Source organism: Bosea vaviloviae, assembly GCF_001741865.1.
Taxonomy (GTDB): Bacteria; Pseudomonadota; Alphaproteobacteria; order Rhizobiales; family Beijerinckiaceae; genus Allobosea; species Allobosea vaviloviae.
In genome coordinates this window covers 4,754,777-4,770,248 of the sequence record NZ_CP017147.1, presented here as the reverse complement: position 1 = coordinate 4,770,248, position 15,472 = coordinate 4,754,777, and the positions used below count along the sequence as shown (strand labels likewise).

The 15,472-nt window shown below is 66.4% G+C and carries 14 protein-coding genes; 4 read left to right on the top strand and 10 right to left on the bottom strand.

The window, feature by feature from the left end; genetic code table 11:
• Positions 1–35: 35 nt before the first annotated feature.
• Together BHK69_RS21875 and BHK69_RS21870 are read right to left on the bottom strand one after the other, a co-directional pair.
• Positions 36–950, bottom strand: a complete 915-nt coding sequence (locus BHK69_RS21875) for a DMT family transporter (RefSeq protein ID WP_069691938.1) — start codon at positions 948–950, stop codon at positions 36–38.
• Positions 951–1,071: 121 nt separating this feature from the next.
• Positions 1,072–1,809: a pyridoxamine 5'-phosphate oxidase family protein gene (locus BHK69_RS21870; RefSeq protein WP_069693874.1), complete on the bottom strand. Its 738-nt coding sequence runs from the start codon at positions 1,807–1,809 to the stop codon at positions 1,072–1,074.
• A gap of 70 nt (positions 1,810–1,879) precedes the next feature.
• Here BHK69_RS21870 and pdxR point away from each other — a divergent pair, with 70 nt between their 5' ends.
• Positions 1,880–3,292, top strand: coding sequence for a MocR-like pyridoxine biosynthesis transcription factor PdxR (gene pdxR / locus BHK69_RS21865; RefSeq protein ID WP_148663536.1), 1,413 nt, complete (start codon positions 1,880–1,882; stop codon positions 3,290–3,292).
• 32 nt (positions 3,293–3,324) lie between these two features.
• Here the strand turns inward: pdxR and BHK69_RS21860 are convergent, their stop codons facing one another.
• The 3 genes from BHK69_RS21860 to BHK69_RS21850 are packed head-to-tail and all read right to left on the bottom strand — an operon-like array spanning position 3,325 to position 6,164.
• Positions 3,325–4,245 carry an aminoglycoside phosphotransferase family protein gene (locus BHK69_RS21860; RefSeq protein WP_425285526.1) on the bottom strand — a complete coding sequence of 307 codons (921 nt, stop codon included), beginning with the start codon at positions 4,243–4,245 and terminating at the stop codon, positions 3,325–3,327.
• 40 nt (positions 4,246–4,285) lie between these two features.
• Complete coding sequence (locus BHK69_RS21855) at positions 4,286–5,020, bottom strand: RlmE family RNA methyltransferase (protein ID WP_069691935.1); 735 nt, start codon at positions 5,018–5,020, stop codon at positions 4,286–4,288.
• Between the two features lie 58 nt (positions 5,021–5,078).
• A complete protein-coding gene (locus tag BHK69_RS21850) occupies positions 5,079–6,164 on the bottom strand; it encodes a Ppx/GppA phosphatase family protein (protein ID WP_199579283.1) in 1,086 nt (361 codons plus the stop codon).
• A 300-nt stretch (positions 6,165–6,464) separates the two neighbouring features.
• Between BHK69_RS21850 and glpK the strand changes: the two genes are divergently transcribed.
• On the top strand, positions 6,465–7,967 hold the full coding sequence (gene glpK, locus BHK69_RS21845; RefSeq protein ID WP_069691934.1) for a glycerol kinase GlpK: 1,503 nt from the start codon (positions 6,465–6,467) through the stop codon (positions 7,965–7,967).
• Between the two features lie 9 nt (positions 7,968–7,976).
• Here the strand turns inward: glpK and BHK69_RS21840 are convergent, their stop codons facing one another.
• Positions 7,977–8,648 (bottom strand): helix-turn-helix domain-containing protein, encoded by a 672-nt coding sequence (locus BHK69_RS21840; protein ID WP_158516256.1) that lies wholly within the window; start codon positions 8,646–8,648, stop codon positions 7,977–7,979.
• A 765-nt stretch (positions 8,649–9,413) separates the two neighbouring features.
• Here BHK69_RS21840 and BHK69_RS21835 point away from each other — a divergent pair.
• Positions 9,414–10,304, top strand: coding sequence for an energy transducer TonB family protein (locus tag BHK69_RS21835; protein WP_069693872.1), 891 nt, complete (start codon positions 9,414–9,416; stop codon positions 10,302–10,304).
• A 12-nt stretch (positions 10,305–10,316) separates the two neighbouring features.
• Here BHK69_RS21835 and BHK69_RS21830 read toward each other — a convergent pair whose 3' ends face one another.
• The 4 genes from BHK69_RS21830 to BHK69_RS21815 form a co-directional block, all read right to left on the bottom strand.
• Positions 10,317–11,276 (bottom strand): DMT family transporter, encoded by a 960-nt coding sequence (locus BHK69_RS21830; RefSeq protein WP_069691932.1) that lies wholly within the window; start codon positions 11,274–11,276, stop codon positions 10,317–10,319.
• Complete coding sequence (locus BHK69_RS21825) at positions 11,273–11,998, bottom strand: alanyl-tRNA editing protein (RefSeq protein ID WP_069691931.1); 726 nt, start codon at positions 11,996–11,998, stop codon at positions 11,273–11,275. The genes BHK69_RS21830 and BHK69_RS21825 overlap by 4 nt, the downstream gene beginning before the upstream one ends.
• A 121-nt stretch (positions 11,999–12,119) precedes the next feature.
• Positions 12,120–12,950 carry an AraC family transcriptional regulator gene (locus BHK69_RS21820; protein WP_069693871.1) on the bottom strand — a complete coding sequence of 277 codons (831 nt, stop codon included), beginning with the start codon at positions 12,948–12,950 and terminating at the stop codon, positions 12,120–12,122.
• 66 nt (positions 12,951–13,016) lie between these two features.
• Complete coding sequence (locus BHK69_RS21815) at positions 13,017–14,690, bottom strand: acyl-CoA dehydrogenase family protein (RefSeq protein WP_244548274.1); 1,674 nt, start codon at positions 14,688–14,690, stop codon at positions 13,017–13,019.
• Between the two features lie 504 nt (positions 14,691–15,194).
• Here BHK69_RS21815 and BHK69_RS21810 point away from each other — a divergent pair.
• Positions 15,195–15,437: a hypothetical protein gene (locus BHK69_RS21810; protein WP_148663535.1), complete on the top strand. Its 243-nt coding sequence runs from the start codon at positions 15,195–15,197 to the stop codon at positions 15,435–15,437.
• The last annotated feature ends 35 nt before the right edge of the window (positions 15,438–15,472 follow it).

Sequence of the window (15,472 nt, the reverse complement as noted above, 5' to 3'; positions counted from 1 at the left end):
AGTTCGGGGCCAGCCCGCTTTCCAAGCAGGGTGGATCACCGCGAAAGCGGGGGTGAGGGAGACATCTGTTCGACGTCTCCAGCGAGATCCCGCTTTCGCGTCGATTTGACGAGAACATCGACGACGACGGCGGTCATGACGATGCTGCCGCCGATCCAGGCGGACAGGGACGGTCGTTCGCTGAATGCCAGCCAAACCCATAGCGGCGCGAGAGGGTTTTCCATGCTGCCGATCAGTGCGGAACGTGTCGCCGAAATCAGGCGCGTGCCGGTCGTCATCAGCAGCAGGCCCAAGCCGAATTGGACGGTGCCGAACAAGAACAGGTTGAACAGGCTTGTCGCCGTGACATGAGCGGGACTTGCGAAGGGCAGGGCGATGAGCGCGCAGAGGAAGGCCGACAGGCAGGCCGCCGGCAGCATGGACACATGCCGGTTCTTGCGGATGACCACCATCACCGCGGCGTATGACAGCGCCATCCCTACCGCGAAGGCGTAGCCGGCGAGATGCCCTGCCGATGCCTGAGGGTTCACGATGATCGCAACCCCGGCAAGCGCAGCAATGCTCGCTGCCCACGTCGTCCAATCCTCCTTCTCGCCGGCAATGACGAGCGCAAGAACGGCGGTCATGAAGGGGATCGCGGCGTGGATCGTCATGACATCGGCGACTGGGGTCAGCCGCAGAGCATTGATGAAGCAGATCGTGGCGGCGGCCGACAGGATCGTGACCCAGAGCCCGGGCCATCCCATCGCGCGGACGGAGTCCAGCAGATCAGGCCGATGACGCCATGCGATATAGGCGCCCAAGAACACGCCGCCGAAGATTCCGCGCCAGAACAATATGGTCCAGACATCGTGATCGACCAGGCGCGTGAAATAGCCCGACAAGCTATAGGCGATCGCGGACGCCACAATCAGCAGCGTGCCGAGCCAATTGTCCTTGTCTGGATGCATCGAGCTTCCCCTTGCCGGGGAAAGCTCTAGCAGGCTCCTGGCACCGTTCTGTCAGGGGCGTTTCGAGGCGGCAAACAATGCGTCGCGCCGACCGCATGCCTCAGGACATTGTGGCCATCCGCTAATGCTCATGCTCGGGCTCGCGCTCATAGAGGCGCTGGGTCTGCGTGAGCGCTTCGTCCAGCCGCGCGCCTTCGCGGTAGGCTGAAAGGCTCTCCGGCCGCGAGAGGCCCGGCAGCAAGCGCGGGCAGGGCTCTTCGGCGCCGATGACCGCTCTGACCGGGATCACACCCGCCCAGACGGGGTGACCATAGTCCTCCTCGTCGTCGCCGACGCCCTTGGCGCGGGTCTTGGCCGAGGCCTCCTCGATGCGCATGCCGATGACCATCGTGGCCTTGGCCTCCTGCGTGCTGGTCTGACGCAGCGTTTCGGCCCGGTCGGGATAGAAGCGGTTGACGACGCCCAGCAGCGCGCGCGCCTTCTCCTCGGGATCGTCGATGATCCGGGCCGTGCCGAAGCACATCGCCGAGCGGTAATTGGCGGAATGATTGAAACCCGAGCGGGCCAGCACGAGCCCGTCGAGATGGGAGACGGTCAGGCAGGCCGGCGTTCCCGCGCGCAGGTGCCGCAGCATGCGGCTGGCCGAGGAGCCGTGCCAGTAGAGGACATCGTCCTCGCGCCAGTGAATCGTCGGGGTGCAATAGGGCTGGCCGTCGAGCACATAGGCGACGTGGCACAGAAGCCCGGCATCGAGGATCGCGAAGACGGCGCCCCGGTCGTAGCTGCCGCGTTCATGCAGGCGCTTCACCCGGTTGCGGCTCGTGATGGGGAAGGCTTCGTCGATCTGAGCGTCGGTCACCGCACTTGCATCCTTCTGTCGTGCCTGTGCAATCTGCGGCATGCCATTGGCTCATAAAAGAACCAATCCTGTGTTGAAAATGACAACCAATCTGCCGGACTGGTCGGCGCTCATGCCTGTGCTGCCGGGCGAAGGGCCTCGCACCAGGGAGCTCTACGCGGCCATCAGGCGATTGATCGAAGCCGGGGTCGTGCCGGCCGGAGCCAAGCTGCCGACGACGCGTGACCTCGCCCGGCGTTTTGGCCTCTCGCGCGCTTCAGCCGTCGCGGCCTTCGAGATGCTGACGGCCGATGGTTTCGCCGAGGCCAGGGTCGGCGCCGGAACCTTCGTCGCGGCGCAGGTCCCACATCTGCCGGTGGCGGCCGTCAACGATCGCGGGCCGGATCTTGAGGTCTCGCTGCCTCTGCCCTGTGCGCTCGGCGTGGCCACACCCGATGCGCGGACGCTCCGGGTGTTCCGGAGCCTCCTGGCGCGGCGCCTGGCCCGGCCCGGCCCGGAGCATTTCCACTATGGCGATCCGCGCGGCGGGCTCGCGCTTCGCCAAGCCATCGCCGCTTATCTCCGCTCGGCACGGGGCGTCCGCTGCGATGCGGAGCAGATCATCGTGACCTCGGGCTCTCAGCAGGGGCTCGATCTGCTGATCCGCGCGGCGATCCGCCCAGGCGACGCCGTCTGGATCGAGGATCCCTGCTATCCGATGGCGCACGCAGCGCTCGCCCATTCCGGTGGCCATGTTGTCGGCGTCCCCGTCGATTCCGAGGGGCTGGATCCCGTTCTCGGCGAGACGCTCTGCCCACGGGCGCGGGCCGTCTACGTCACGCCCTCGCATCAGTTTCCGCTTGGCATCACGATGACGATGCGCCGCCGCCTGGCCCTGATCGAATGGGCGCGGCGCAACGAGGCCTGGATCATCGAGGACGATTACGACAGCGAGTTCCGCTATGCCGGGCCGCCTCTCACCGCCTTGCAGGGCATGGATGCCTCGGGCCGCGTCGCCTATCTCGGCACCTTCTCAAAAGTGCTGTTTCCAGGGTTGAGGGTCGGCTACGCCGTCGTGCCGGAGCCGCTGCTCGATGCTGTGCTCGAGCTGCGCGCTCGTACGGACAGGCATCCGCCGAGCCTGGCCGAAGGCGCGCTGGCGGATCTGCTGAACGAGGGCCATTTCGCCGCGCATCTGCGCCGCAGCCGCCGGCGGGTCCATGCGGCACGCGATGCGCTGGTGGCGGGACTTCAGGCTTGCCGCGCAGGCGTTCTGGATGTGACCGCGCCGGAGCAGGGGCTGCATCTGGTGGCGAAGCTCACATCCGCGCGCTCCGACGTCGAGATCGTCGCGGCTGCGAAGGGCGCAGGCGTTGGCGCGCGGGCGCTGTCGTCGATGTTCGTGACGGCTCAACCGCAGCAGGGGCTGGTGCTCGGCTTCTCGGGATTCGCCGATGAGGCGTTGCGTGCCGCAGCAGCCACGCTCGACGCACTTCTCGGGTGACGTGGCCTTGGCGGGCAAAGCCGGGCGCGCGGCTAGATTGCGTCGAGCGGCCACAGCATGCGTTCGAGCTCGGCCAGCGTCGCCGCTTTGGCGTGCCAGCCCGGGATGGCGATCTTGCTCATGGGATCGCTGGCGCGATGCAGGAAAGTCAGCGTCAATAATCGCCGCGTCAGGGCCGGATCGATCTCGGTGGGCGAATAGCCGAAACCCTGCAGCAGGTTGCGCACGCGGCCTGGTCGTCCCTCGGTCATGAAGGCGCTGGGGCCCAGAAGATCATACTCGCTCCAGCCGGCGAGGACGTCTCCGAAATCGAAGAGGCCGGCGAGCCGCCAGCCATCGCCGTCGGGCTCAAGCAGGAAATTCTCGGGGATATATTCGCCGGTCAGGATGACGGGGGCAGCTTTCATCGGGATCAGGGCCGGGGCGGCGGCGATCAGCGCATCGAGCTCGTCCCAGTATTTCTCCGGCAATCCCAAGCGGATCTGGCGGGCCCGGCAGCCCGCGATCTGCCGGGAGATGAACTCGGCCCAGCCGGGCTCAATGAGCGCGAGCTCGCCGATCGGCACCCGCTGGACCTGGGCGATCGTCTCTCCGATCTGACGGAGAACGGTTTCCTTCCAGCTTTCCGTCAAAAGTGGCCAGACTTCCGAGCCGAGCGTGCCGCTGAGGCGGGTCATTGCGAGATAGGGCCACTGATCCCGCTCGCCTTCGAGGACGATCTCGGGCGTGGGGATATCGAGCCGTCCGTGCAATTGCTTCAGCGTTGCACGTTCCGAGACGAACTGACTCCTGAGGGCCGGGGGAAAGATCTTCAAGACGAGACCCGGGCCGAGACCCAGGACGAGATTGGTGCCCGTGGCAAAGATATGAGGATTGCCCGCAGGCAAGCCATGGCTGCGCGCGATGTCGAGCGCCGCTGGCAACCAGCGTGCCGTGTCCGTACGCCAGGCCACGAAAGCCTGCCCGGTCTCCAACAACGGAAGGCCCGTCATCTCAGTCGGTCGGCGCTGCGTCGCTGGGTTCGGGCTTGCGCCGAAATCCCGTCGCCAGCACGTAAAGCTCCGAGGAATCCGGACGGCTCGCCGCTGGCTTGACGTTGCGCACCAACGTGAAATCGCGCTTGAGCTGCTTGAGCAGTTCGGCGCTGTCGCCGCCCTGGAAGAGTTTCGCCAAGAAGAAGCCGCCCGGCGCCAGGATGCCGTTGGCGAATTCGAGCGCGGCCTCGGCCAGCGCGATGATCTTGAGATGGTCGGTCTTCTTGTGGCCGGTGGTGTTGGCCGCCATGTCGGACATCACGCCGTCGGCGCGCCCGCCAAGGCGTTCGGTCAGGAGGGCGGGGGCCTCCTCCGCCATGAAGTCCATCTCGATCAGATCGACGCCGGGGATCGGATCGACATGGAGCAGATCGATGCCGACGATGCGGCCCTTGCCCTGTTCGAGGCCGACGCGCTTGGCTGCGATCTGGCACCAGCCGCCGGGCGCGCAGCCGAGATCGATCAGCTTCTGTCCCGTCTTGAGGAACTTGTAGCGGTCGTCCATCTCCTCGATCTTGAAGGCGGCGCGCGAGCGATGGCCGAGTTCGCGGGCCCGCTTGACATAGGGATCGTTGAGCTGGCGCTCGAGCCAGAGCTGCGAGGAATGCTTGAGCTTCCCCGCCTTCTTGACCTTGACCCGCAGGTCGCGGGCTCCGGCGACATTCGATTTGCCGCCCAGTTTGCCGACACTCATGGCTGTTCGCCCATATCCTTTTGCCGGCGCTCAGCCAGCTTTCATCGTCGTGCCGGCCTCATGCCTGCCTGCGCCGCCACCAGGCGCGATCCTCGTGCATCATCCTGAGCAGGATGCCCTCGCGCAGGCCGCGATCGGCGATGCGGACACGGTCGCTCGGAAAGGCCCGGCGGATCGCCTCGAAGATGGCGCAGCCCGCGAGCACCAGATCGGCGCGCTCACGGCCGATGCAGGCATTCGCCGCCCGAGCGGCATAGTCCATCTCGATCAATTGGTCGATGACCGTCAGGATATCTTCCTGCCGCATCCATAAACCATCGACGACGCGGCGATCATAACGGGCCAAGCCGAGATGGATGCCGGCGACGGTGGTCACGGTGCCCGAGGTGCCGAGCAGATGGAAGCTCTTGGCGCAGCGCACTGCGCAGGCCTTCTTCGCGAAGGGCTCGAGCGCCTGCGTGCAATCCTCGACCATGCGCTCGAAGAGGGCGCGATCGACATCGACACCGCCATAGCGCTCGGCGACTGTGACGACGCCGATCGGCAGCGAAGCCCATTCGCGGATGCGCCCGGCTGGATCACGCGCCTCGTTGCGCCCGCCCATCCAGACGATCTCGGTGGAGCCGCCGCCGATGTCGAAGACGATGACGCCCTCGGCGGCCGGGTCGGCGAGCGCGGCGCAGCCCGAGACTGCGAGCGAGGCCTCGGTGCGCTGGTCGACGATCTCGAGCTCGAGCTCGGCTTCGTCAGAGACGCGGCGGACGAATTCGAGCCCGTTGGTCGCGGCGCGGCAGGCTTCCGTCGTCACCAACCGGGCGCGGGTGACGCCGCGATTCGCCATCTTGGTCTGGCAGACCTTCAACGCCTCGACGGCGCGATCCATCGCCGCCTCGCCAAGCTTGCCGCTCGCGGCCAGGCCCTCGCCGAGCCGGACGATGCGCGAAAAGGCGTCGACGACGCGAAAGCCGTGCTGCGCGGGTCTGGCGATCAGCAGGCGGCAGTTATTGGTGCCGAGGTCGAGCGCGGCATAAGTGGCGGCGGGCGGACGCTGCGCATAGGCGTGCACGGGCGAGGCAGCGACCGCGTCATGGGGCATCGCGCCGATCCTGAGCGAATCGACGCTATGGGCCTGCACCGGCGCCATGGTTGCGACGCCTTGCTCCTGCCGGTCCTCCACCGCCACCGCTTCTAATCCCCTGGCCGCCTGCTGGCGCTTTCACGCTGCGACGGGAGCCGGACAATACGCCCGGCCGCTTGCTTCGGAGGCGAGCGTAACAACAGCACGATGGCAGTGCCAAGCGGAACCTTTCGCCGCAGTCGACCCAGGCCATCATGCTGGTCATCATGCTCTTGCCACATGCTCTTGCCGCGCGCTCCCGGTTTCGGCCAGTCTGCGGGCAGGTCGCAGCAAGTCGATCGTCAATTGGGCAGGGACGGAAGCCTCATGGGCGCAGCACGCCATATCCTCGCGATCGACCAGGGGACGACCTCCTCGCGCGCGATTCTGTTCGATGAGGGGCTGCGCGCCGTTGCCAGCGCCCAGCAGGAGTTCACGCAGCATTTTCCCGCCTCAGGTTGGGTCGAGCATGAGCCCGAGGACCTATGGGAGAGCGTGCTGGCGACCTGCCGCGCGGCGATCGCGAAGGCCGGCCTCGGCGCGGGCGACGTCGCGGCGATCGGAATCACCAACCAGCGCGAGACCACGCTGGTCTGGGACCGCAGCACCGGCCGTGCGATCCATCGCGCCATCGTCTGGCAGGACCGGCGCACGGCGGAGGCTTGTGCGACGCTGGTCGAGGCAGGGCATGAGGCTCTCGTCGCCGAGCGGACGGGCCTGCGGATCGACCCCTATTTCTCCGCGACCAAGATCGCCTGGCTGCTCGACAATGTGCCCGGCGCCCGCCGCCGGGCGGAGGCCGGGGAACTCGCCTTCGGGACGGTCGATTCATTTTTGCTCTGGCGGCTGACCGGCGGGGCGGTGCATGCGACCGATGCGACCAATGCGGCGCGCACCATGCTGTTCGACATCAGGCGCGGCGTCTGGGATGCGGAGTTGCTGGCTCTGTTTGGGGTCCCAGCCGCGCTCCTGCCCGAGGTCAAGGATTGCGCGGCGCTGTTTGGCGAGAGCGTGCCGGAGCATTTCGGCAAGCCGATCCCGGTGCGCGGCATTGCCGGGGACCAGCAGGCGGCGACGATCGGGCAGGCCTGCTTCTCGCCCGGTATGGTGAAGTCGACCTATGGCACGGGCTGCTTCGCCTTGCTCAATACGGGAGCTGCGCCGGTCGTCTCGAAGCACCGGCTGCTCAGCACCATCGCCTACCAGTTCGGCGGCGAACGTACCTATGCGCTGGAGGGCTCGATCTTCATCGCGGGAGCAGCGGTGCAATGGCTGCGTGACGGGCTCGGCATCATCGAAAAGGCCAGCGAGACCGGCCCCTTGGCGCAAGCGGCCGATCCGGCGCAGGAGGTCTATCTGGTGCCGGCTTTCGTCGGGCTTGGCGCGCCGCATTGGGATGCGCAGGCGCGCGGCGCGATGTTCGGACTGACGCGTAACAGCGGTCCGCGCGAATTCGCCCGGGCTGCGCTCGAAAGCGTCTGCTACCAGACGCTCGACCTGATCGAGGCGATGCGGGCCGACTGGCCGGCGGCGGGGCAGGGCCAGTCGGTGCTGCGGGTCGATGGCGGCATGGTGGCCTCGGACTGGACGATGCAGCGGCTGGCCGACATTCTCGACCTTGCCGTCGACCGCCCCTTAGTGCTGGAGACCACAGCGCTGGGTGCGGCCTATCTCGCCGGGCTGGATGCGGGGCTGCTGCCGGAGCCTGATCGTTTCGCCGATCTCTGGCGGCTCGACCGGCGCTTCTCGCCGGCGATGGCCGGGAGCGAGCGGGAGCGCAAGGTCGCAGGCTGGCGCGACAGCGTGCGCCGGACCTTGAGTGGAGCGTGAACTCCATTCTCAGCCTTGAGCCAATGCCTCGAGCTTTTTGAGGTTGGTGATGGTCATGGTCTTGCCGTCGACCGCGATGCCGTGCTCGCGCAGGACATTGAACAGCCGCGACAGATTGGCCGGCGACATGCCGAGTTCATAGGCCAAAGCGCGTTTCGAGAAGACGATCTCGACGGTCGCGGAGCGACCGCTCGGGTCCATCTTGGCCAGAATCCATTGCGAGAGCCGCTGTTCCGCCGTCCGCAGCTTCTGATCGAGAAGCCGGTGCGTCATCGCCAGGTATGTCCCTGAAACATGAATCAGCGCGGCGTTGCAGACGGCCTGGTCGTCGCGCACCGCCTTCAGGAAGGCCCCTGTTTCGATGGCGATGGCTTCGCAAGCCTCGCGCGTGACGATCGACAACGCGGCGGGTTGATTTCGCATGGTCGCGGCCACCTCGAACACCATCGGCGCGGTCGTCGTGGCGAGGATGGTTTCGGCATCGTTCAACCGGGCCCAGGCTTCGGTGGAGCCGGAGCTTAGGCAGTAGATGTAGCGCGGAACCTGGCCGACCCTATTGATCTCGATGCCGGCCGAGAAGGACTGGAAGATGCAGCTCGGCGCGAGCTCGCGCAGCGTGCTTTCCTGTGCGCCGGAGAACATCGCGAATGTCCTCAGCGCCGATATGGCGATGTCAGGCATCATCATGCTCGTGACGTTTTGCTAAGCTGGTCCAGACCGCAGGCCATGACGGGCCGCAACGACGCTGCCGCAGCCAGCGCGGCCGATTTGTCGGATCAGTAGTCCGAAATTGGTTATATAGAGAAGACATCTTCACTTTTCGAAGATTTCGAGCCTGTTTGGGAAGCCCGCGATTCATTTATGCAGGTATAATATCAATCCTGCGTTGCGCTACCTCATCATGGTTGCAGCATCGCGTTTCGTCATGCGTTGCAGCATTGGGCGCAGGCCTATTTTGCAGGGATGACGGCACGCTCTGTCCGAGCGCTCCATGGCTTGCCTGTCCGCCCCTGCATTGAGCGGGCGCCGGGCTGCGTTGCGCGCAGGCCCGTGCAGTATCCGGTTCGGGATTCCAGGCTTGTCTAGAATCGATATAAACTACTGTTGTTGCAGAAGAAATTTCGATTTGCTATGGCACGCCGCAATATCGATGAGTTGCCGTGGCCATGCAGAATTGAGCGTGGTTCGGCGATGTCCGAGCCTTCACAGCCAGCTCGTTTTGGGGTGAGCCAGCCGTTTCTTGGATATGCGCCCCCTTGGCCGTGTCGGATTTAAGCCGCAACGGGACCGTAAGGACCCAGGGCGCTGACGATTATTGGGACCAGACTCCGCGATGGATCGTAGGAAGCGTGTCATCCGCCTGGCAGCGAACCGGCAGGGCAAGGCCCGCCGTAGCGAGCAGGCACGTTGCGATCTCGATTGCGGCGCAGCGTCGATGCGGCGGCCATGAGCATGGGGCGCGATGTGAGCGCTTCGCGCTTCTGGCCGGGTGCCCTGCGCTGGAGCGTGGCGGCCCTCGTCGTCGCCGGCGCCCATGCCGGGGCCGGTTGGATGATCCTGAACTGGCAGCAGGCCGAGGCTGCGGTGGGTGAGCCGCCGGCGGCCGTGATGATCGCACTCGCGCCGATCGCAGTTGCACCCGAAGCGCCGCCGCAGGAGGTCGCTCCCGGTCCCGAAATGGTCGAGGCCCAGCCAGAGCCTGCGCCTGAGGTCGTCGAGAAGCCGCCCGAGGCGACGCCGCCCGAGCCTGAGCCGGTGGTGAAGCCGGTCGAGCCGACGCCGGAGGTTCCGCTGCCGGTGGTGCATCCCGTGCCCGAGATCAAGCTGCCCGACATGCCGCAGATCGCCGATGCTCCGGTGGTGCTGCCGCCGCCTCCGCCGCCGCCGCGCCCGGTGGTGCAGCGCAAGCCGCCTCCGCCGAAGCCGCGCGTGGCCGAGAGGCGCAAGCCGATCGAGCCCGACCGCCCGCAGATGCGCCAGACATCCGCTCCGCCGAGCGCGCAGGCCCAGACGGCGCCCAGCATGGCCGCGCCCTCGGCCGGGGCTGCCTCCGCGCCGTCGGTGTCGCCGGCGAGCTGGCGCGGCACGCTGATCGCCCATCTCAACCGCTACAAGCGCTTCCCCGGCGGGGCGAGCCCCGGCACGGTGCAGGTCGCCTTCAGCATCGATCGCGGCGGGCGCGTGCTCTCGGCGCGCCTGGCGGGTTCCTCGGGTGATGCGATCCTCGACGAGGAGGCCGTGGCGATGGTCCGGCGGGCGAGCCCGGTTCCGGCCCCGCCGCAAGGCGTCGGCGGCGGGACGATCGCGCTGGCCGTGCCTGTCAGGTTCTCGCGCTGAGCTTGTTGAGGGTCAGGGCGGGGAGGGGCTGTCGACCTGGTCGAGCCGAGGGGCTGGCGCTTGCCTGCTGGCGGTCGCGACGGCAAAGCCCGCCAAAATCAGCGCGATCCCGATGAGATGGAACGAGCGGACGGGCTCGCCCAGCAGCAGGAAAGCGAGCGTCGCCGTGAATAGCGCGACGAGGTGGAAGGACGCGCCGGTGACGGTCGCTCCCAGCATGGCGACGCAACGATTCCAGAGCACGAAGGCCAGGAGCGAGGCGAAGACGCCGATATAGAGCACGGCGGCGATCGAGCCGGCATCGAGCGGGATTGTCGCACCGCGAGCGAGTTCGGTCACCCAGAACGGCATCAGCACGAGCAGGCCCGTCACCATCGTCGCGGCGAGGAAGACGAGCGGGTCCAGCGCGGCGGGCTTGCGCCGGATCAGGACCGAGTAGAGCGCGTAGTTCGCGACCGCGATCAGGACGAGGATCTCGCCGCCGCCGAGCGAGAGATGCCCGAGGCTGCCAAGATCGCCGCGCGACACGATCCAGGTGACGCCCAGGAAGGAGAGGGCGATACCGAACAGGGTTTTGGGCCCCACGGGCTCGACACCGAGCGCGAAGGCGGCGAGCGGCACCATCAGCGGCAAGGTCGAGTTCAGGAAGGCAACGCTGGCCGCCGGCACGGTCTGGAGGGCGAGGTAGCCCAGCGCGTTGTAGCCGGCGACGCCGAAGGCTCCGCAGGCGAGGATCAGCAGAGCATGCTGACGCAGGAGCTGCCGCTGCTCATAGGCGCGCCGCGCTACAAAGGGGGCAAGCACGACGAACGCCACGAGCCAGCGCCCGACGGCGAGCGAGACCGGCGGAAAGGTCGGCCCGAGCGCCCGGCCGAGCACGAGGTTGCCGGCCCAGAACAAGGGCGGCAGGCAGAGCAGAAGCGCAGGACGCGCCCAGAGGCGAGCCGCGAGCCCCGGGACGGGATGTGTCATGCCGCACCATCGAGGCCGATGCGCAGGCGGCGATTGTGGCGGCCCTTGTTGTCGATCTTGAGAATGCGGATCGGGCGTGACGCCCCGGTCGCGGCGAGATGCGTCCCGCCGCAAGCCTGGCGGTCGAGCCCCACGATCTCGACGATGCGGATCGTGCCGTCGGGGGCCGGCGGTGGCGCAACCGAGCGCGAGCGGATCAGGCCCGGTTCGTCGAAGGCCGCGCTTTCGGTGATGTAGCTGTCGCGGACGGGCAGGTTTTGCCTGATGACGTCGTTGATCGCCGGCTCAAGGGCGCGCAGGCGGTCATTATCGGCCTCCGGCAGGTCGAAATCGATTCGGGCGCTGCCGTCCTCGTTCATCTGGACGCCAGTGACGAGCGCGCCGTTGAAGGACTGGTAGACCAGCGCGTTGACGATATGGAGGCTGGTATGGAGCTCGCGCATGAGCTGGCGGAAGACCGGATCCACGACGGCCTCGACCGGGCTCGGGGGCAGTTCGACAGGCTCCGCCAGGACATGCCAGAGCTTGCCTCCCTGCGCTTCGAAGCCGACGATCCGGCTCTCGCCGCCGGTCCAGCGCAGGAGGCCGCGATCGGGCAATTGCCCGCCGCCGCCCGGGTAGAACGGACTCTCATCGAGGAGCAAACGCCCGGGCGCCGTTTCCGTCACCGTGGTGGTGAGTGTGAGCGTGTCCGGATTGTCGAGGCAGTAATGGCGGGCCATGCCGGTGATGTCCTGAGGCTTGAGCCGCCGGCCGCCGCTCCATAGCGGCAGCCGGCGGCCCGGTGTTCAGGACAGCCTGGCAGAATCGCGACAGGCGCTATTGGCTGGAATTGCGTGGCGTTTAGCCCCGCGCCGCGCGCAGCCATTGCAGCGGGGTGATGCCGAAGCAGCGCTTGAAGTGCTTGTTGAGCGCACTCTGGTCGCAAAATCCGGCGGCGAGGGCGGCTTCGACGATCGGCGTGCCGGCCTTGAGCTCGCGGAACGCGGCCTTGAGCCGGACCTGCGTCAGATAGGCGTGAGGCGTCAGGCCTGTCGCTCGCTTGAACAATCCGATGAGCTGAAACGGCGTCAGGCCAACGACCGTGCCCATTTCGTCGAGCGTGAGCTCTTCACTGTAGCGCTCGTTCATCAGCGCCTGGACCAGGCCCGCGAGCTCCCGGTCGCGCGGCGCGGCGGGAATGGGCTCGCCGCCGCTGCCATGGCGGCGGAACAGCACGCCGAAGCTGCTCACGAGCAGTTCATGCTCCTCCAGCGCGTCGCGGCCGTCGTCGAGCGCCTGGTGCAGGGCCAGGAAGGAGGCGACGAGCGCCTCATCCTTGAAGGCATTGGCTGTGAAATAGGGCGTCGCGCCAATGCCGAGCGAACGGCCCACCGCCTCAATGGCGGGCTTACTCAGATAGAGTCCGCGATAGCGCCAGCGCTTGCTCCAGCCCATGCGTCCCGAATGGGGCTCGGCCGGGTTGAACACCAGAAGCGTGGCAGCGCTTGCCTCCTCGGTCGAACCCCGGCTCTTGAATTCCGAGCCGCCGGCCTCGGTGACCGCGACGACGAAGGCGTCATGGCTATGCGGCGCGTATTCATGGCTGGTGAAATCGGCCGCAAGGCAGCTCAGGCCGGGAACATGGGGGTCCCGCCAGTAGCGCGAACTGTTGCGCGTATCGATCCGAGCCAAACCGCCAATCTCCCAGATCACAGCATAACCAAAGCCGGTCGCCGGCGCGATCTTTCGTTCCGCTGCCTATTGCAGCCGCGACCGCGCGATGATCGCCGCAGCATCAACGCCGCGCGGCAAGCTGCCAAAAGCCCGGTTCGACAAGCCATCCAATCGCGAGGCGATATAGGCGTCGGCGACGGCGGGGATCGAGTGGCGCAGCAGCAGCGAGGCCTCCAGGACGGTTGCGATCATCGTCGTGACCTGGCGCGCGCGGTGCTCCAGTTCGAGCGGGTCGGAGAGTTCGACTTCCAGGGCATCGATCGCGGTGTCGAGACGATGGTCGACGCCCCGCGCCAAGGCGAGCTCGTCGAGCAGTGCGGCGACTGAATCGGGCTCGCGCTGCAGGGCGCGCAGGACGTCGAGGCAGATGACATTGCCGGTACCCTCCCAGATTCCGTTCAATGGCGCCTCGCGATAGAGCCGCGCCATCGGCTGCTCCTCAATGAAGCCGTTGCCGCCATGGCATTCCAGGGCTTCGGCGATGAAGGCCGGCACACGCTTGCAGTTCCAGAATTTCGCGACCGGTGTGAGGATGCGTTCCAGGAGGCGGGCCTGTTCCGAGCCGGCTGCGCTCTCGTCCACGGCGCGGGCGAGGCGGAAGGCGATCACGGTTGCAGCTTCGGATTCGAGGCAGAGGTCGGCCAGCACATTGCGCATCAAGGGCTGGTCGGCGAGCACGCGCTGAAAGACCCGGCGGCCATGCGTATGGTGCAGCGTCAGGTTCAAGGCCCAGCGCATCAGCCCGGCCGAGCCGATGGCGAAGTCGAGCCGGGTCAGATGGGCCATTTCGATCGCGGCCCGGACGCCGCGCCCGTCCTCGCCCAGCAAGATGGCATAGGTGTCGTCATATTCGACCTCGCTCGAGGCGTTGGAGCGGTTGCCGCATTTGTCCTTGAGCCGCTGGATGAAGAAGCGGTTGCGCGTCCCGTCCGGCAATGAGCGCGGCACGAAGAAGCAGGATGGCCCCTTCTCGGTTTGGGCGAGCGTCAGGAAAGCGTCGCTCATCGGCGCCGAACAGAACCATTTATGGCCCGTCAGCCGGTATTCGCCGCCGGCTCCGCCGCCATCGACCGGTATGGCGCGTGTCGTGTTGGCCCGCAGATCCGAGCCGCCCTGCTTCTCGGTCAGGGCCATTCCGATCGTGACGGCGGCCTTGTCTGTCGCGGCAATGGCGCGCGGATCATAGGCTTCCGCGAGAGCCTTGCCTTCCCATAGCATGCGAATGGCGGGCACGAGGCGCAGGCTTGGTATCGCCGAATAGGCCATTCCGGTGGGGCAGCCGACGCCATTCTCGATTTCGTTCCAGAGATAGCTGAGCGCGGCCCTGGCGGCATGGGCGCCGGGCCGGTTCGCCGTCCAGGCGAGGGAATGCACGCCCGACCCGAAGGCGAGCCCCATCAAGGCGTGGTAGCTCGGGTGAAACTCGACGGCATCGATCCGGTGCCCGAAGCGGTCATGGCTTTTCAGCGCGGGGCCGTGCTTGTTGGCGAGATGGGCATGTTCCTGAATCTCCGGGTCGCCGGCGGCGGCGCCGAGCCTTGAGGCGCGGTCTGCGACCCATCCCGCTCCTTCGCGCTCGACCGCCTCGCGCAGGATCTGGTCCATATCGAAAAGATTGACGCCGGTCAGAGCGCTGGACTGGTTCGTGACCTCATGTGTCGTCGCAGGATAAATCCGCGCATCGATCATCGACGGCATGCCCAATCCTCCGCTTCGTCATGGATCGGGGGAGTGTAGGCCCGTGCGGGCACGGTTATTGGCTAAATTTGCAGGAGGGCTGCTCTTGCCGGAGCTGCGCGGCCTCCGGGCGGGGCTTTCCGGAAGATCGCAAAGATTTGTTTTCTCCGGAAAGGTGACGAATTCGAACAAAATCTGAATTAATTCAGGACTATCATCGCCGCATTAACCGGCGATATATGAACAATCGCCGGCGATCCATGATATGGATCGCCGGCCGGTCAAGCTGCCAGACAATATGAGAACCGGCCGTTGGTGTTGTATTCGGTTTCGTGTTCTGTAACCTAATCTAGCGATGGCGAGGGCTTCCCGCTTTGCATCCCACCTCAGCATCAATTAGTATTGCCTCCAGGGTAGGACGCCAGCGGGCGGGGCTGGCACGATTAGGGGTCTGTATTGATGTTGAGAGGAACTGAACCTCTCCAGATTTGGGAAATCATATCCTCCCCCGCCGGGAATGCTGCGTTGCAATACGCAGCGGAAGGGGGCGCTCCTCCACTTGAGCCTTTGATCGGATTGATTGAAGAGTGGTGGGGCCAATGGCTGGACGATGATCGTGAAGATCACCTGCGGCGGCTGCATGACATGGTTGCGCGCCTCATGGCCGCCAATGGCTGGGAGGAGGCTGGTTTCAGGCCGGTACGCAGCGGGCGCTTCATCACTGAGGCGATGACGTTCCGCCGGGCGGGGATGGGGCGGCTACAGTAGCTCGATAAGAGGGCCAGATAGCCTGTCAGGCCAGG